Source organism: Rhodococcus sp. USK10, from assembly GCF_019378875.1.
In the GTDB taxonomy this organism is placed as follows: Bacteria; Actinomycetota; Actinomycetes; order Mycobacteriales; family Mycobacteriaceae; genus Rhodococcus_F; species Rhodococcus_F pseudokoreensis.
In genome coordinates this window covers 4,289,095-4,306,868 of record NZ_CP076048.1, presented here as the reverse complement: position 1 = coordinate 4,306,868, position 17,774 = coordinate 4,289,095, and the positions used below count along the sequence as shown (strand labels likewise).

Below are 17,774 nucleotides of genomic sequence, written 5' to 3'. Positions count from 1 at the left end.
GCCTCCTCGACCCGAAGGAACCCCGTGAACAATCACGCATCGCTGTCGCTCAGCCGCCGCAGTCTTCTCGGTGGCGTCGCGGCGACCGGCGCGGCAGCTGCCCTCTCTGCCCCCACCGCAGCCGCGCGGCCGCTCGCTCGTCGGCAAGGCCCGGCACCTACCGGTCGCTACCGCATCGACATGCACGCCCACTTCCTGCCACCCGAGTACCGGGCGGCGCTGCTGACGCACGGGCACCTCACCATCGGCGGCTATCCGACACCGGACTGGTCGCCGGAATCGGCGGTCGACTTCATGGACCGGTACGGTATTCAGGCTCAGGCGCTTTCGATCTCCGACCCCGGTGTCGAGTTCCTGGCCGGGGCGGACGCAACCGATATGGCACGATACTGCAACACGTATGCCGCCGACCTCTTCCGTTCACACCCCAACCGATTCGGCGGGCTCGCGGTCCTACCTGTGCACGACATCGGCTCGGCGATCCGCGAACTCGAGCACGCGCTCGACGTGCTGCACCTCGACGGCGTCGTGCTGCTGTCCGCCTACGACGGTGTCTACCTCGGCGACCCTCGCTTCGAACCGCTCATGCTTGCACTCGACGCACGATCCGCGTACGTCTTCGTCCATCCCGCCGCCATTCCCGCAGATGCCAAACCCGAACTCCCGCTTCCCGACTTCCTCGAGGAGTTCACCTTCGACACCACGCGTGCCGCCACCCTGCTCATCGCGGGCGGCGCCCTGGCCCGCTATCCGCGGATCCGATTCCAACTCGCCCACGCCGGCGGAGCGCTCCCGTTCCTCGCTCACCGCATCGGCATCGCGTCGCAGTTACCACTCGGAGACATGTGGCCGGACGGCATTCCCCGGCCGTCGTTCCTCGACGTTGGACGGCATGTCAACGATTTCTACTACGACACGGCGCTCAGTCCCGCGCCCTCCGCCATGCGCAGCGTGCTCGCGGTAGGGCGGAAGGAGCGCATCGTCTTCGGCAGTGACTGGCCGTTCAGTGCAACGACCCTGACCGGATCCGGTGACCCGCAACCCGAACTCGGTGACACGTTCGATTCCGCAGACCGCCTACGGATCGAACGTGACAACGCGTTGCGGGAACTACCGCGACTCGCGTCCGCTCTGGCGTGATGAAGCGGTCGCATCATCGACGGATACTTCGATCCCCGATCTCGGTCAGCGCGCGCGTGATGCTCAGTGCGGTGGTGTGCACGGCGGGCCCGACGCGCCGGATGTCGACCTTGCCGATCCACCCGGACGCCGAGACGGCGGCCACCGGCGGACCGTCGCCGACGCGGACGGCGCTGGCGACACACGCGACGCCGGGCGCCGACTCCTCGTGCTCGTAGGCGATGCCGGTCGACGCGATCCGCCTCAACTGACGCACCAGCGCCCCGGGCGCGGTGATGGTGCGCGGACCCACCCGCGACAGCCCGGCCGCGACCACGGCCTCGAACGCCGCGGGCGGTGATCCCGCGAGCAGAGCCTTGCCCACCCCCGTCGCGTGTGCGGGGAGACGCCCACCCACGCCGGACGGCAGCCACGGCGCATCCCGCCCCGGGAGGATCTCGACGTACACCACCTCGGCCCCGTCGAGGATCGCCAGGTGCACCGTCTGCCGCGTCGCTTCCCGCAGGTCGGCGAGGAACGGCAGCGCCACCTCACGGACCGAACGTCGCCGCGACGCCCGCTCCCCGAGTTCGAACAGCCGCAGTCCGAGCCCTACCTTGACGCCGCTGCGCTCGAGAAACCCGACGCCTTCCATCTCCTTCACCAACCGCGACACCGTCGCCTTCGGGATCCCGGTGCGCCGGGTCAGCTCGTTGACACCCAGCGCCGTGTCGGTGGGTCCGAACGCCGCGAGCAGATCCGATATCCGCCGGACCACGGACGTCGGCTCGTCACCCGCCGAAGAAGTGTTCCGTTCTACGGGACTCATTCGTTGAGTATCCCTATTCGGCCCGGCACAGTACAAGCAACGACGGACACCACGTCACAAGAACGACAGACTCCGAACCCATGACCGACCGGCCCGATCCCGGTGCCGAAATGCCACATTGCGAGGTAACTGATGGCCGCCCCCGTAGTTGATTCCCAACCGAATTCGTCGATCCAGACCGCCGCGGAGCGGCTCACGGCCGCAACCGCACGACCGTGTGCGCCCGTGCGGGACCTGCTCGGGACCACCGACATCGGCGCGGCGTATGCGGTGCAGCAACTGCTGACCGACCGGCGTCTCGCTGCCGGGGGAACGGTCACCGGCCGCAAGATCGGGTTGACCTCCCCCGCCGTACAGCAGCAGTTGGGAGTGGACCAACCGGACTTCGGGGTGCTGTTCGCCGACATGGACGTCACCGCCCTGCCCGAGGTGCCCAGTGCCCGGTTGCTGCAGCCGAAGGCCGAGGCCGAGATCGCGTTCGTGCTCGGCGCCGACCTGATCGACGGCGACCTCGACGACGCCCAGATCCGCGCCGCTGTGGCCCGCGCCGCCGCCGCGTTGGAGATCGTCGACTCCCGGATCGCGGACTGGGACATCACCATCACCGACACCGTCGCCGACAACGGCTCCTCCGGGTTATACGTCCTCGGCGAAACCTGGCTCACCCTGGACGAATTCGAACCCCGCGACGTCGTGATGCAGCTGCACTCAGGCGACGAACTGGTCTCCGAGGGCACCGGCGCCGCCTGCCTCGGCGACCCCCTCGCAGCCCTGGCCTGGCTCGCCCGCACCGCCCGCGACTACGGGCAACCGCTCCGCGCAGGGCAGGTCATCCTCTCCGGCGCCCTCGGCCCCATGGTCCCCACCCCACCCGGCACCACCGTCCGCGCCGAACTGTCCTCCCTCGGCACCGTGACCGCCACATTCTCGAAGGAACAGTGACATGACCGAAACTAAGACCAAGGTTGCGATCATCGGCTCCGGCAACATCGGCACCGACCTGATGATCAAGGTCCTGCGCAACTCCGACATCCTCGAGGTGGGCGCGATGGTCGGCATCGACCCGAACTCCGACGGCCTCGCCCGCGCCGCCCGCCTGAACGTCCCGACCACCGCCGACGGCGTCCAGGGCCTGATCGCCCTCGACAACTTCGCCGACATCGACATCGTCTTCGACGCCACCTCCGCCGGCGCCCACCGGGCCAACGCCGCCGCCCTCGCCCCCTACGGCAAGAAGCTGGTGGACCTCACCCCGGCCGCGATCGGCCCGTACGTGGTGCCGCCGGTCAACCTCGAGCAGCACCTCGACGGGGACGTCGACAACGTCAACATGGTCACCTGCGGCGGGCAGGCCACCATCCCCATGGTCGCCGCCATCTCCGCCGTCACCCCGGTCGCCTACGCCGAGATCGTCGCGTCCATCGCGTCGAAGTCCGCCGGCCCCGGCACCCGCGCCAACATCGACGAATTCACCGAAACCACGTCGCACGCCATCGAACAGGTCGGCGGCGCGGCCCGCGGCAAGGCGATCATCGTCCTCAACCCCGCCGAACCACCCCTGCTGATGCGCGACACCGTCCTCGCCCTCATCGGCGACGCCGACCACGACGCCATCCGCGCCTCGATCACCGAGATGGCCGCCCGCGTCGCCGAGTACGTCCCCGGGTACCGGCTCAAGCAGGACGTCCAGTTCACCCCGATCCCCGACGGCGAACCCGTCCACACCCTGCTCCCCGACGGCGCCGGACCGGTCACCACCAAGGTGTCGGTGTTCCTCGAAGTCGAGGGCGCCGCCCACTACCTGCCCGCCTACGCCGGCAACCTCGACATCATGACCTCCGCCGCACTGCGCACCGCGGAATCCATCGCCCGACGCATCCAGAACACGATCCCCGCGGAGGTCGCACCATGACCAAGCTCTACATCCAGGACGTCACCCTGCGTGACGGCATGCACGCCGTCCGGCACCGCATCACCCCCACCGACGTCGGCCGGATCGTCGCCGCTCTCGACGCCGCCGGGGTCGACGCCATCGAGGTCGCGCACGGCGACGGTCTCGCCGGCGGCTCCCTCAACTACGGGCCCGGCTCGAACACCGACTGGGAGTGGATCGAGGCCGCCGCCGACAACCTCACCCACGCCACCCTGACGACCCTGCTGCTGCCCGGTATCGGCACCATCGCCGAACTCGAACAGGCCCACAAGCTCGGGGTTCGATCGATTCGGATCGCCACCCACTGCACCGAGGCCGACGTCGCCGCCCAGCACATCACCAAGGCCCGCGATCTCGGCATGGACGTCTCCGGGTTCCTGATGATGAGCCACATGACCCCAGCCGACAACCTCGCGAAGCAGGCGAAGTTGATGGAATCGTATGGGGCGCACTGCGTGTACGTCACCGACTCCGGTGGCCGGCTCACCATGAACGGGGTCCGCGACCGGGTCCGCGCCTACCGCGACATCCTCGACCCCGGCACCCAGATCGGGATCCACGCCCACGAAAACCTGTCGCTGTCCGTCGCGAACAGCGTCGTCGCCGTCGAAGAAGGCGTCACCCGCGTCGACGCCTCCCTCGCCGGGCACGGCGCCGGCGCCGGCAACTGCCCGATCGAGGCGTTCATCGCCGTCGCCAACCTCCACGACTGGCAGCACGGGTCCGACCTGTTCGCGCTGCAGGACGCCGCCGACGACCTCGTCCGGCCCCTGCAGGACCGGCCCGTGCGCGTGGACCGGGAAACCCTCACCCTCGGCTACGCCGGCGTCTACTCCAGCTTCCTCCGGCACGCCGAAACCGCCGCTCGCCAGTACGGTCTCGACGTGCGCACCATCCTCCAAGAAGTCGGCAACCGCGGCCTCGTCGGCGGGCAGGAAGACATGATCACCGACATCGCCCTCGATGTGCTTCGCACCCGTGAGCACTTGTTAACGTCGGGCGGTTAACAAGTACTCACGGGCGCGGAGCGCATGGCGTGCCGCCCACCACCTCCGCCGCGTGGTGAACGGCACGCCCGCAGGCGACGCGCGGACCCTGTTCCCAGTCCAGAGTCGTGGCAGGCGCGCCGCCGGTCTGTTGGCAGGTGCTCGATCTACAAGGCGCCGAGCGCCTCACAGGCCTTGCGCACACCTTCGCCGTAGGCGGGATCGGCCTGGGTGCAGTTGGCGATGTGGCGTTCGATGACGGCAACCGATGCCCCGGTTATGGCGCGAGCGGTGTTCTCGAACAGCACGGTCTGCTGCTCGGCGTTCATGCTGCGGAAGAGGTTGCCGGGCTGTTCGAAGTAGTTGTCGTCGTCTGCCCGATAGTCGAACCGGTCGGCGACGGCACCCACTCCGAGCGGCGGCTCGGCGTAGCTGCGCTGGTCGGCGAACCGGCCGTGGGAATTGGGTTCGATACTTGGGATGCTGCCCTGGTTGCCGTCCACTCGCATGGCACCGTCACGATGGAAGGAATTGACGTGCGTCGCGCCTCTCGGGCAGTTGACCGGGATCTGGTGGTGGTTGACGCCGAGGCGGTAGCGGGCGGCGTCGCCGTACGAGAACAGTCGGCCTTGGAGCATGCGGTCCGGGGAGAATCCGATGCCGGGAACGATGTTCGCCGGGGAGAACGCCGCCTGTTCGACGTCGGCGTGGTAGTTCTCCGGGTTGCGGTTCAGTTCGAGTTCACCGACCTCGATGAGGGGGTAGTCGTTCTTCGACCACACCTTGGTGAGGTCGAAGGGATGGTAGCGGTACGTCTGGGCGTCGGCTTCGGGCATGATCTGAACGGAGAGTGTCCACTTCGGGTAGTTGCCCTCCTCGATCGCGTTGAAGAGGTCGCGCTGCGCCGACTCGCGGTCGTCGGCGACGACGACGGCGGCTTCTTCGTCGGTGAGGTTCTTGATGCCCTGCTGGGTGCGGAAATGGAATTTCACCCAGGAGCGTTCCCCGGCGTCGTTGACGAACGAGTAGGTGTGTGAGCCGAATCCGTGCATGTGCCGGTAGCCGTCGGGGATGCCGCGGTCGGACATCACGATGGTGATCTGGTGCAGGGCCTCGGGGAGATTGGTCCAGAAGTCCCAGTTGTTCTGCGCAGAGCGAAGGTTGGACTTCGGGTCGCGCTTGACCGCGTGGTTGAGGTCGGGGAACTTGAGGGGGTCGCGGAAGAAGAAGACGGGGGTGTTGTTGCCGACGACGTCCCAGTTGCCCTGTGCGGTGTAGAAGCGGACGGCGAATCCGCGGATGTCGCGTTCGGCGTCGGCGGCGCCGCGCTCGCCCGCGACGGTGGAGAATCGCAGGAAGATTTCGGTCTGTTTGCCGACTTCGGAGAAGACGTCGGCACTGGTGTGCGCGGTGATGTCGTGGGTGACGCGGAAGGTGCCGAAGGCGGCGGACCCTTTGGCGTGCATCCGGCGTTCGGGGATGACTTCGCGGTCGAAGTGCGCGAGTTTCTCGAGGAACCAGACGTCCTGCAAGAGCATCGGACCGCGTGCGCCGGCGGTGAGACTGTTCTGGTTGTCGGGTACCGGTGCACCGGCGACGGTGGTGAGTCCGTTGGGGTTGGTCATCGATTTCTCCTGTCTGTCACCCGGGCTGGTCGGGTGAATGCGGTTCGGCGAGAGCATCCCTCAGGATCGAGCGCGATGGTGTCTCAATTTGACATCCCACGGCCGTCAAAAGTCACGTTCAACGGATCTTTCCGGACGGTCTGACCAGGTCGTGCAAACTCGTGTTACGCAACCCCTCGGATCCGGCGCTGACGCCGATCGCGGCACCGCGGTGCTGGTGCCGCAGGGAGCTGTACCGGCCCCGCCCACCCGTGAGTACTTGTTAACCACGGGCGGTTAATAAGTACTCACGGGCGCGGAGCGCACGCCTGGATGTGACAGTCGTCTCACACTGAGACGGTCGAGAGCTGGGTCACACGGTTGAATCAATCGCACAACGTCCCCCACAGCCGGCACCCGGCCGGCTCTTGATCCAGGAGGCGCACATTGAGTAGGCAAAGCCTGACAAAGGCCCACGCGAAGATCACCGAACTGTCCTGGGATCCGACATTCGCAACCCCGGCCACCCGGTTCGGCACCGACTACACCTTCGAGAAGGCTCCGAAGAAGGATCCTCTCAAGCAGATCATGCGGTCCTACTTCCCGATGGAGGAGGAGAAGGACAACCGTGTGTACGGCGCCATGGACGGTGCCATCCGCGGCAACATGTTCCGCCAGGTGCAGCAACGGTGGCTCGAATGGCAGAAGCTGTTCCTGTCGATCATTCCGTTCCCCGAGATCTCGGCCGCTCGAGCGATGCCGATGGCCATCGACGCCGTGCCCAACCCGGAGATCCACAACGGGCTCGCGGTGCAGATGATCGACGAGGTTCGTCACTCGACGATTCAGATGAACCTCAAGAAGCTGTACATGAACAACTACATCGACCCGGCCGGGTTCGACATGACGGAGAAGGCGTTCGCGAACAATTACGCGGGTACCATTGGCCGGCAGTTCGGCGAAGGATTCATCACCGGTGACGCGATCACCTCGGCCAACATCTATCTGACCGTGGTCGCCGAGACCGCGTTCACGAACACCCTGTTCGTCGCCATGCCCGACGAAGCCGCCGCCAACGGTGACTACCTGTTGCCGACCGTCTTCCACTCGGTACAGTCCGACGAGTCGCGGCACATCTCCAACGGCTACTCGATCCTGCTGATGGCCCTCGCCGACGAGCGGAATCGCCCACTGCTCGAACGCGATCTGCGGTACGCATGGTGGAACAACCACTGCGTCGTCGACGCCGCAATCGGCACGTTCATCGAATACGGCACCAAGGACCGCCGCAAGGACCGCGAGAGCTACGCCGAGATGTGGCGTCGCTGGATCTACGACGACTACTACCGCAGCTATCTCATCCCGCTCGAGAAGTACGGTCTGACGATTCCGCACGACTTGGTCGAAGAGGCGTGGAAGCGCATCACGGACAAGGGTTACGTCCACGAGGTGGCCCGGTTCTTCGCCACCGGTTGGCCGGTCAACTACTGGCGGATCGATGCCATGACCGACAAGGACTTCGAGTGGTTCGAGCACAAGTACCCGGGCTGGTACTCGAAGTACGGCAAGTGGTGGGAGGAGTACAACCGGCTCGCCTACCCCGGTCGCAACAAGCCGATCGCGTTCGAAGAGGTCGGGTACCAGTATCCGCACCGGTGCTGGACCTGCATGGTGCCCGCGCTCATCCGCGAAGACATGGTCGTCGAGAAGGTGGACAACCAGTGGCGGACCTACTGCTCGGAGACCTGCTACTGGACCGACGCCGTCGCATTCCGTGAGGAATACCAGGGTAAGCCGACCCCGAACATGGGACGACTCACCGGCTTCCGTGAATGGGAGACCCTGCATCACGGTAAGGACCTCGCGGACATCGTCTCCGATCTCGGTTACGTCCGCGACGACGGCAAGACCCTCGTCGGTCAGCCGCACCTCGATCTGGACGACCCGAAGAAGCTGTGGACCCTCGACGACGTGCGGGGCAACACCTTCCAGAGCCCGAACGTGCTCTTGAACCAGATGTCCGACGCCGAACGCGACGCTCACATCGCCGCCTATCGCGCAGGCAGCACCGTTCCTGCCTGATCCAGGCTCGGTGGGTGGCGCCGCGGCCACTTCCGGCGCCACCCACCGCTTCACCATTCACTTCACAAGCCCAGGAGAATCCCCCGTGGCCGACAAGCACCGTATCAACTTCGAGCCCGTCGACATCGAGATGGAAGTCGGCGAAGACGAGTACATCCTCGACGCCGCATTCCGGCAAGGCATCCACCTGATGCACGGCTGCCGCGAGGGGCGGTGCTCGGCCTGCAAGTCGTTCGTCCTGGACGGCGATATTCAGATGGAGAACTACTCGACATTTGCGTGCAACGAATCCGAGGTCGACGAGGGGATGGTATTGCTCTGCCGCTCAACCGCTTACAGCGACTGCACGATCGAGCTGCTCAACTTCGACGAGGACGAACTCCTCGGCGGTGTCCCCATCCAGGATGTACGCACCCAGGTGACCGGGATCGAGTCGATGACCAAGGACATCGTCTCGCTGCGATTGCAGCCCGTCGAACCCGCCGCCTACGAGTTCAGGCCCGGCCAGTACGCGGACCTGAAGATTCCGGGGACCGAGGAACATCGGTCCTTCTCGATGGCAACGACACAGTCGACACCCGGCCATATCGAATTCCTCATCAAGAAGTATCCGGGCGGAAAGTTCGCCGGGCTGCTCGACAATGCCATCTCGGTCGGCGACGAGATCAGCTTGACCGGTCCCTACGGGTCGTTCACCCTCAAGGAAGGTCATGTCCTGCCGATCGTGTTGATCGGCGGCGGAGCCGGAATGGCCCCCGTCCTCTCACTCCTGCGGCACATGAGCGAGACGGGCAGTACCCGCTCGGTGCACTTCTACTACGGTGCGCGGACGCCCGCCGACCTGTTCTACGTCGACGAGATTCTCCGGCTCGGAGAAGGACTCACGGATTTCACGTTCGTGGCCTGCCTGTCGGAATCGATGGTCCCGCAGCCGGCGGGGTCGATCGTCGTCGAAGAAGGCAATGTCACCGACGTCGTGAGCCGCCGCGAACCGGACATCGGCAGGACCGAGGTCTACCTCTGTGGACCACCACCGATGGTCGACGCGGCGCTCGCCCTGCTCGAGGCCACCGGCACCCCGAGCGATCAGATCTTCTACGACAAGTTCACCAGCCCCGCCTTCGAGTAGCCCACCACAGGAAATCACAGCCCTCTTTCACCGACAGAACTGAGAAACGAGATGACCGCAACCTCCGAGCCCAAGCAGCGGAGCTTTCCGAAGATCGAGTTCACCGACTCCGAAGCCGGTGCGCTGGAGTTCCCCAGCTCCCGCAGCCGTACGTTCAATTACTACACGCCGGCCAAGAAGCGGTCGACGATGTACGAGGACGTGACCGTCGACGTCCAACCCGACCCGGACCGCCACCTCTCCCAGGGCTGGATCTACGGATTCGGTAACGGACCGGGCGGATATCCCCAGGACTGGACCGTCGCGAAGTCGTCGAACTGGCATGCCTTCCTCGACCCGAACGAGGAGTGGGACCAGACGATCTTCCGCAACAACTCCAAGGTCGTCCACCAGGTCGAACTGTGCCTCTCCAACGCCAAACGCGCCCGCGTCTACGACGCCTGGAACACCCCCTGGTTGACGTTCATCTCCCGCAATCTCGGCGCGTGGATGCATGCCGAGAACGGTTTGGCGTTGCATGTCTTCACGTCCATCCAGCGGTCCGGGCCGACCAACATGATCAACACGGCCGTCGCGGTGAACGCCGCCCACAAGATGCGCTTCGCCCAGGACCTGGCGCTGTTCAACCTGGACCTGTCCGAGGCCACCGAGGATTTCGACGGCGACGCGCACAAGGCCGTATGGCAGTCGGCGCCCGAGTGGCAGCCCACCCGGGAGGTCGTCGAGCGGCTCACCGCCGTGCCGGATTGGTGTGAGCTGCTGTTCGGCTCCAACATCGTCTTCGAACAGCTGGTCGGTTCGCTGTTCCGCACCGAACTGGTCATGCAGATCGCCGCAGGCAACGGCGACTACATCACCCCCACGATCGTCGGCACCGGTGAGCACGACTACGACCGCGACCTCGCGTACACCCGCAACCTGTTCCGGTTGCTCACCCGCGACCCCGAGCACGGCGAGTCGAACAAGGAACTGTTCGGCACGTGGCTGGCCACCTGGGTGCCCCGCTGCCTCGATGCCGCCCGCGCGCTGCAACCGATCTGGTCGCAGCCCGCCGACAAGGCCGTCACCTTCGCCGACAGCCTCGACGCCGCCACGGCGAAGTTCCGTTCCCTGCTCGAGGAGATCGGGCTCGACATCCCGAAGGAGTTGGACCAGTGACCATGCAATTCGGATCGTCCACCGAGTTCTCCAACATGTGCGGTGTCACGTTGATGAACACCCCGATCGGCCGGGTCGTCGCGGAGGTGATGGGCGCGAAGGACGGTGTGGAGCTGACCGAGTACCCGTCGATGATCCGCGTCGACGGCCAGAAGCTGCTCGACTTCGACTACGACGAACTGACCGACGCCCTGGGGCAGGATTTCGACGGCTCGATCTTCGAGGAGATCAGCTCCACCCACTACGGGCGCATGGTCCACCTCGACGAGAAGACCCTGCTGTTCGCAAGCCCCGAGGATGCCGCCGAGTACATCGGATTCGACCTCACGGAGAACTAGCCAGCAGCTGTCCGGGGCCACCGCGATAGGTGGCCCCGGACAACCCCCAGCCCACCCGGAACCAGGACCAAGCGAGGACGCGATGTATCAGAAGGACGGTCAGAAGTATTTCATCGTCGATGGGCACGTGCACATCTGGGACGGCCGCGAGTCGAACCAGAAGAACGTGCACGGCAAGCAGTTCATCGACTGCTTCTACGACTACCACAAGAACCTCAGCCCCGAAGAGGTCGTGTGGGACTACGACACCTACACGTACTACGGCAGCGAACGCTTCGAGCGCGACCTCTTCGTGGACGGATACGTCGACCACGCGATCTTCCAGGCCACCCTGCTGAGCGACTTCTACCACAACGGATTCGGGCAGACGGACGAAGCGCTCGCCCTGGTCGCCAAGAATCCGGGCAAGCTCACCTACAACCACGCCTACGACCCGCGCCACGAGGAGGCCGGCCTCGAACAGCTCCGCAAGGACGCGGACCGGATGAACCTGCAGGGCGTCAAGCTCTACACCGCCGAATGGCACGGCGACTCCCGCGGCTACAAACTCGACGAACCGTGGTCGCGGCGCTATCTCGAAGAGTGCATCAAGCTGGGGATCAAGAACATTCACGTTCACAAGGGCCCGACGATCCGTCCCCTCGACCGCGACGCGTTCGACGTTTCCGATGTCGACAAGGTCGCCACCGACTACCTGGACCTGCAATTCGTCGTCGAGCACGTGGGTCTGCCGCGGCTCGAGGACTTCTGCTGGATCGCCACCCAGGAGTCGAACGTGTACGGCGGTCTGGCAGTGGCGTTGCCGTTCATCCACACCCGGCCCCGCTATTTCGCCCAGATCATCGGCGAACTGCTCTACTGGATCGGCGAGGACAAGATCCTGTTCGGCAGCGACTACGCGCTGTGGACACCGAAGTGGCTGATCGAGAAGTTCGTCGACTTCCAGATCCCCGAGGACATGCAGAGCGAGTACGCCCCGATCACCGTGGAGCAGAAGCAGAAGATCCTCGGCCTCAACGCGGCAGCGCTGTACGACATCGACGTTCCCGCCGACCTGCAACTGGCCGAGCCGGCCGGACAGGAAGGTGTGGAGGTCGCTGCCGGGGCGCGCGAGCCGGAATCCGTGCCGTCATGACCGCCGTCGTCGTCTGCACCGAACACGACGTCCTGATGGCCCTGTCGACGGTGACCGACCCGGAACTGGACGAACCCATCACCGATCTCGGGTTCGTCCGGTCGGTCACCCTCGACGACGACGGGGTCACCGTGCATCTCCGGCTGCCCACCGCGTTCTGCTCGCCGAACTTCGCCTACCTCATGGCTTCCGATTCCCTCGACGCACTACGCCTGATCGAGGACATCGGTGAGGTGCGGGTGCTGCTCGACGACCATCACGACAGCGACAAGATCAATGCCGGCCTCGCCGCCGACGCCGGATACGTCGGGACGTTCGGCTCCGAGGCGGAGGACAGTCTGCACGAGTTGCGTCGAACGTTCCGGTCCAAGGCGCACGCCGCCGCGATGGAACGCTGCGTCGAGGCGCACCTGAAGACCACCGACCTGGGTGTGAACGAGATCTACCGGCTCACCCTCAGCGACCTCGCCTCGGGAAAGTCCAAGGCCGCGTTGCTGCGTCGCCGGATCGGCATCGGGTTGAGCATCTGCCCGGCCAGTCGGGTGTTCGTCGACGACGACGGCAAGCGGATCCCCCCGGAGTCGGTGCCGATGCGGCTGCGCTTCGCCAAATCGGTGCGTATCTCGATGGAAGGCAACGCCCACTTCTGCCGCGGCCTGCTCGCCACCCGCTACGCCGACAGCGAATCCGTCGGCGCCACACCGCGAATCACCAACCTCAGAACCAGGAGCCCGCGATGAAGGCCGTGCAAGTGGTGGGATACCACACCAAACTGCAGCTCACCGACATTCCCGAACCCGCGGTCGAGGGCCCCCTCGACGTCGTCGTGCGCATCGGCGGCGCGGGCGTGTGCCGCACCGACCTGCACATCCTCGAGGGGCAGTGGGAGGAGAAGACCGGTGTCGCGTTGCCGTACACGATCGGCCACGAGAACGCCGGCTGGGTGCACGCCGTGGGCGATGCGGTCACCAACGTCGCGGTCGGCGACAAGGTGATCCTCCACCCCCTGATCACGTGCGGGCTGTGCCGGGCGTGCCGATTCGGTGACGACGTCCACTGCGAGAACAGCCAGTTCCCGGGCATCGACGTCAACGGCGGCTACGCCGAATATCTGCGCACCACCGCCCGCAGCGTCGTGAAGATCGACGACTCGCTCGAACCGGCCGACGTCGCCGCACTCGCCGACGCCGGCCTGACCGCGTACCACGCGGTCGCCAAGGCCGCGAAGACGACCCGCCCCGGGGACGTGTGTGTGGTGATCGGGGCAGGCGGCCTGGGCCACATCGGCATCCAGGTCCTCAAGGCCATCTCCGGCGTCACCGTGGTCGTGCTCGACCGCAACCCCGCAGCCGTCGAACTGGCCGTGAAGATCGGCGCCGACCACGGCATCGTCGCCGACGGCACCCACATCCAGCAGGTACTCGACCTGACCGGCGGACACGGCGCCGAGGCTGTCGTCGACTTCGTCGGCGAAGGCGGCGCCACCCGGGAAGGCATTGCGATGCTGCGCCGCGCCGGGAACTACTACGTCGTCGGATACGGCGAGAACATCGACGTTCCGACCATCGATGTGATCTCCACCGAGATCAACTTCATCGGAAATCTCGTCGGCTCCTACAACGATCTTCAGGAGCTCATGACCCTTGCCGCCCAGGGCAAGGTCACGTTGCACACCACCCGGTACCGGCTCGAGGACTTCCAGCAGGCCCTGGACGATCTCGATGCCGGGCAGGTCCGCGGTCGGGCGATTCTCGTCCCCTGACACGCCGCATACTCCGCACAAGAAGAGCACGAAAGGACCATCAGCCATGGCAAAAGAGCTGCGGTACAACACGGACGCCCGAGCCCGACTCGAGCAGGGCGTCAACGCCCTCGCCGACGCGGTCAAGGTGACCCTCGGCCCCAAGGGACGCAACGCGGTGCTCGAGAAACTCACCGGACCGCCGACAATCACCAACGACGGCGTGACCATCGCCCGCGAGATCCAGCTCCGCGAGCCGTTCGCGAACATGGGAGCCCAGCTGGTGAAGGAGGTGGCGATGAAGACCAACGGTGTCGTCGGCGACGGCACCACCACCGCAACCGTGCTCGCCCAGGCCATGGTCCGTGAGGGTCTGCGCTCCGTCGAGGCCGGAGCCAACCCCATGCGGGTGCGCCGCGGTATCGAACGGGCCGTGTCCGTGGTCGTCGACTCCCTCCGCGAGCAGGCCTCGCAGATCGGGGGCCAGAGCGATCTGCAACGCATCGCGACGCTCGCCGCCAGCGACGACGACGTGATCGGACACGCCATCTCGAAGGCCGTCGACTACGTCGGCAAGTCCGGAGTCGTCACCACCGAGGAGAGCGACACCCTCGGGTTGTCCGTCGACATCGTGGACGGCATCGAGTTCGACCACGGCTACACCTCGGGGTACATGGTCACAGACCCGGAGCGGATGGAAGCGGTCCACGCCGATCCGCTGATCCTGCTGACCAACAAGAAGATCACCCAGGTCCAGGAGATCATGCCGGCCGTCGAGGTCGCCAAGCGCGCCGACCGGCCGCTGGTGGTGCTCGCCGAGGAGGTCGACGGGCCGGCCCTGCAACTGCTGGTCGGCGGCAACATGCACAAGACGATGCAGTCGGTGGTCGTCCGGGCCCCCGGTTTCGGGCACCGCCGGGTCGCCGAGCTCGAAGACCTCGCGGTGGCGCTCGGTGGGCACGTGATCGCCAAGGACACCGGCATCGAACTGTCCGAGGTCAGCATGGAGCATCTCGGTTCGTGTGACCGGATCACGGTGACCGAGAACGAGACCACGATCGTCGGCGGGCACGGCGACCAGCGCCTGCTCGACGCCCGCATCGCCCAACTGGAGTCCCAGCTCGAGCGCGCGAAGATCGAGGCAGACCAGGAAAGCCTCGAACTGCGCATCGCCCGGCTCACCGGGCGGGTCGCCGTCATCCGCGTCGGCGGTGCGACCAGTGTCGAACTCAAGGAGCGGATGCTGCGCGTCGAGGACGCCCTGGCCGCCACCCGCGCGGCGGTGGAGGCGGGCATCGTCTCCGGCGGGGGCACCGCGCTGGCACAGTCACACCGGGCACTCGCCGGCCTCGACCTGTCCGGAGACGAGGCCATCGGGTGCGACGTCGTACGGCGTGCCCTCGCCGAACCGCTGCGCTGGATCGCGATCAACGCCGGATTCGACGGCGACGAAGTCGTCGAGGTGGTCGCCGGTCTCCCGCTCGGGCACGGGTTCAACGCGCTCACCGGTGAATACGGAGACATGTTCGACGACGGGGTGATCGACCCGTTCAAGGTCACCCGCGCCGCACTCGAAAGTGCGGCCTCGATCGCGGCACTGCTGATCACCACCGAAACCGCTGTGGTGGAGGAGATCATCGGCAATCCCGGCGCCATCATGGCGCCCGGCTTCGGCGATCTCGCCGAAGGCATGGTCCGCCCGTCGAACATCTACTGACGCAGTCGAGCGGGTCACCGCCACGACCGTCTGACGAGGCGGTGACCCGCTCTCCCTGCTCGCGCAAACCCACCCCCCCGGCGTCCGTATGCCTGAAAGAAAGTGAAGCATAGTGATTTTCATCGTGGTGAAGTTCAAGGTCCTCGACAAGTATCAGAACGACTGGCTGCTCGTTACCAAGGAGTTCACCGACGCGACCCGATCCGAACCGGGCAATCTGTGGTTCGAGTGGCATCGCAGCGCCGACGACCCCGCCGAGTTCGTATTGATCGAGGCTTTCCGGGACGGGCAGGCCGGTTCCGACCACGTCGCCGCCGACCACTTCCGGAAGGGACTGGACGTGATGCGTCCCGCGCTGAGTGAGACACCGCGCATCATCCACACCGACCTACCCGGCACCGACTGGTCCCGCATGGGCGAACTGGAAATCGCCTCGTAATCGATCCGGGCGGCACATCACATCAGGTCGGCAGGGAAGGACAAGGTATGACGGTCGTGTCGAGCGGCCCCGTCGCGGATCTGGTCGCGGAACTGGGCGATGCCGCGGTAATCGACAGCGACACCATGATCGCCTACACCCGCGATCAGGCGTTGCTCTGCCCGTCCGGGCGTCCGCTCGCCGTCGTCCGCGCCCGGACCGTCGATCATGTCGTCGCGACTCTGAAAACCGCGCACCGACATGGCATTCCGGTCGTGACGAGAGGTGCGGGCACCGGTCTGGCCGGCGGAGCCAACGCGATCGACGGCTGCATCGTGCTGAGTACCGAGAAACTCGACCGCATACTCGCCGTCGACGAACAGTCCCGCACCGCCACGGTCGAGGCGGGAGTGATCAACGGTGACCTCGCGACCGCGGTGGCAGCGCGCGGACTGTGGTACGTCCCCGACCCCGGCAGTCGCGCCATCTCCACGATCGGCGGGAACCTCGCAACCGACGCCGGCGGCGCCTGCTGTGCAAAGTACGGGGTCACCGGCGACCACGTCGCCCGGATCAAGGCGGTCCTCGCGGACGGCCGGATCATCCACACCGGGGCCGTCACCCGCAAGAATGTGGCCGGTTTGAACCTGACTCGACTGCTGGTCGGGTCCGAGGGCGCCCTGGCGGTGATCGTCGAGGCGACCGTGCGGCTGCGCCGGGCCCCGGCCCACACGGCCACCGTCGTCGCCGCGTTCTCCGATACCGTCCAGGCCGTCGACGCGGTGCTGGCGGTTCAGGCGGTGGCCGACCCGAGCCTGGTCGAACTCATGGACCGCACCACCATCGCGGCCGTCAACGACATGACCCACATGGGTCTCGACGAGACGGCCGGCGCGCTGCTGCTGATCCAGTGCGACGGTGACGCCGCCGAGGCCGAAGCCCAGCGCAGCGCGGACGCCTGCCGCGCCGCCGCAGCCACCGAGTTGTACGTGAGCACCGACGCTGCCGAAGGTGACGCCCTCATGCAGGCGCGCCGTGTGGCGCTGACCGCCCTGGAACGCCGCGGCAGCACCTTGCTCGACGACCTGGCCGTGCCGGTTCCCCGGCTACCGCACATGCTCGATGCCATTGCCCGGATCGCCGACCGCCACCGCCTGCTCATCGGCACGTTCGGGCACGCCGCCGACGGGAACCTCCACCCCACGATCGTCTTCGACGCGGCCGACCCCGACGCCGCCGACCGGGCCCATCGGGCCTTCGACGAGATGGTGACCCGATGTCTGGCGCTGGGCGGATCGATCACGGGCGAGCACGGCGTCGGCGGCCTCAAACGCCGCTACCTCGAACCCATGATCGGCTCGGTGGAGAGATCCCTGATGACAGGGATCAAGGCGGCGTTCGACCCGACCGGAATTCTGAACCCGGGCCGCGCGATATGACGGCGACGACCCTGCATCCGCCCCACCCTGCGACGAAAGGCCCCGACCATGACAGCGCACCCCGGACGGCGGCGCGGCCGTCCCCGCACTGAACCCGGCCCTCCTGCGGTTCCAGGCACCCTCACGCCGGCAGATCTCGCCAGCGT

Annotated in this window: 16 protein-coding genes; 14 read left to right on the top strand and 2 right to left on the bottom strand. The window is 66.3% G+C overall.

Translation table 11 applies throughout. The annotated features are described in order from the left end of the window. Nucleotides 1-24 precede the first annotated feature (24 nt). Nucleotides 25-1,140 (top strand): amidohydrolase family protein, encoded by a 1,116-nt coding sequence (locus I1A62_RS26765; RefSeq protein ID WP_219455304.1) that lies wholly within the window; start codon nt 25-27, stop codon nt 1,138-1,140. A gap of 13 nt (nt 1,141-1,153) precedes the next feature. Here I1A62_RS26765 and I1A62_RS26760 read toward each other — a convergent pair whose 3' ends face one another. Continuing rightward, nucleotides 1,154-1,948 (bottom strand): IclR family transcriptional regulator, encoded by a 795-nt coding sequence (locus I1A62_RS26760; RefSeq protein ID WP_219455302.1) that lies wholly within the window; start codon nt 1,946-1,948, stop codon nt 1,154-1,156. A gap of 132 nt (nt 1,949-2,080) precedes the next feature. Here I1A62_RS26760 and I1A62_RS26755 point away from each other — a divergent pair, with 132 nt between their 5' ends. From I1A62_RS26755 to dmpG, 3 genes are read left to right on the top strand one after another with little or no spacing between them, the layout of a single operon-like run. Then, the gene (locus tag I1A62_RS26755; RefSeq protein ID WP_219455300.1) at nt 2,081-2,890 is read left to right on the top strand and encodes a 2-keto-4-pentenoate hydratase; all 810 of its coding nucleotides are present in this window, start codon (nt 2,081-2,083) and stop codon (nt 2,888-2,890) included. Between the two features lies 1 nt (nt 2,891). Then, nucleotides 2,892-3,860 carry an acetaldehyde dehydrogenase (acetylating) gene (locus I1A62_RS26750; RefSeq protein WP_219455298.1) on the top strand — a complete coding sequence of 323 codons (969 nt, stop codon included), beginning with the start codon at nt 2,892-2,894 and terminating at the stop codon, nt 3,858-3,860. Next, entirely contained in the window at nt 3,857-4,888 is a 1,032-nt protein-coding gene (gene dmpG, locus I1A62_RS26745; RefSeq protein WP_219455296.1) for a 4-hydroxy-2-oxovalerate aldolase, read from the top strand. The genes I1A62_RS26750 and dmpG overlap by 4 nt, the downstream gene beginning before the upstream one ends. A gap of 146 nt (nt 4,889-5,034) precedes the next feature. Here the strand turns inward: dmpG and I1A62_RS26740 are convergent, their stop codons facing one another. Beyond that, nucleotides 5,035-6,492, bottom strand: a complete 1,458-nt coding sequence (locus I1A62_RS26740; RefSeq protein ID WP_219455294.1) for a catalase — start codon at nt 6,490-6,492, stop codon at nt 5,035-5,037. A gap of 426 nt (nt 6,493-6,918) precedes the next feature. Here I1A62_RS26740 and I1A62_RS26735 point away from each other — a divergent pair, with 426 nt between their 5' ends. The 10 genes from I1A62_RS26735 (at nt 6,919) to I1A62_RS26690 (ending at nt 17,628) form a co-directional block, all read left to right on the top strand. Then, nucleotides 6,919-8,553, top strand: coding sequence for a methane monooxygenase (locus I1A62_RS26735; RefSeq protein WP_072942602.1), 1,635 nt, complete (start codon nt 6,919-6,921; stop codon nt 8,551-8,553). An 85-nt stretch (nt 8,554-8,638) separates the two neighbouring features. Next, nucleotides 8,639-9,682, top strand: coding sequence for an FAD-binding oxidoreductase (locus I1A62_RS26730; protein WP_219455292.1), 1,044 nt, complete (start codon nt 8,639-8,641; stop codon nt 9,680-9,682). A 51-nt stretch (nt 9,683-9,733) separates the two neighbouring features. Further along, nucleotides 9,734-10,840, top strand: coding sequence for an aromatic/alkene monooxygenase hydroxylase subunit beta (locus I1A62_RS26725; protein WP_072942598.1), 1,107 nt, complete (start codon nt 9,734-9,736; stop codon nt 10,838-10,840). Continuing rightward, nucleotides 10,837-11,178, top strand: coding sequence for a propane 2-monooxygenase effector subunit MimD (gene mimD / locus I1A62_RS26720; RefSeq protein ID WP_179220255.1), 342 nt, complete (start codon nt 10,837-10,839; stop codon nt 11,176-11,178). Before I1A62_RS26725 ends, mimD begins: the two co-directional genes overlap by 4 nt. 82 nt (nt 11,179-11,260) lie before the next feature. After that, nucleotides 11,261-12,313 carry an amidohydrolase family protein gene (locus I1A62_RS26715; RefSeq protein ID WP_219455291.1) on the top strand — a complete coding sequence of 351 codons (1,053 nt, stop codon included), beginning with the start codon at nt 11,261-11,263 and terminating at the stop codon, nt 12,311-12,313. After that, on the top strand, nt 12,310-13,053 hold the full coding sequence (locus tag I1A62_RS26710; RefSeq protein WP_219455289.1) for an iron-sulfur cluster assembly protein: 744 nt from the start codon (nt 12,310-12,312) through the stop codon (nt 13,051-13,053). Before I1A62_RS26715 ends, I1A62_RS26710 begins: the two co-directional genes overlap by 4 nt. Next, entirely contained in the window at nt 13,050-14,075 is a 1,026-nt protein-coding gene (locus I1A62_RS26705) for an NAD(P)-dependent alcohol dehydrogenase (protein ID WP_219455288.1), read from the top strand. The genes I1A62_RS26710 and I1A62_RS26705 overlap by 4 nt, the downstream gene beginning before the upstream one ends. Nucleotides 14,076-14,121: 46 nt before the next feature. Beyond that, a complete protein-coding gene (groL, locus tag I1A62_RS26700) occupies nt 14,122-15,771 on the top strand; it encodes a chaperonin GroEL (protein ID WP_124394280.1) in 1,650 nt (549 codons plus the stop codon). 112 nt (nt 15,772-15,883) lie between these two features. Continuing rightward, entirely contained in the window at nt 15,884-16,210 is a 327-nt protein-coding gene (locus tag I1A62_RS26695; RefSeq protein ID WP_219455286.1) for a putative quinol monooxygenase, read from the top strand. 47 nt (nt 16,211-16,257) lie between these two features. Beyond that, entirely contained in the window at nt 16,258-17,628 is a 1,371-nt protein-coding gene (locus I1A62_RS26690) for an FAD-binding oxidoreductase (RefSeq protein WP_219455285.1), read from the top strand. The last annotated feature ends 146 nt before the right edge of the window (nt 17,629-17,774 follow it).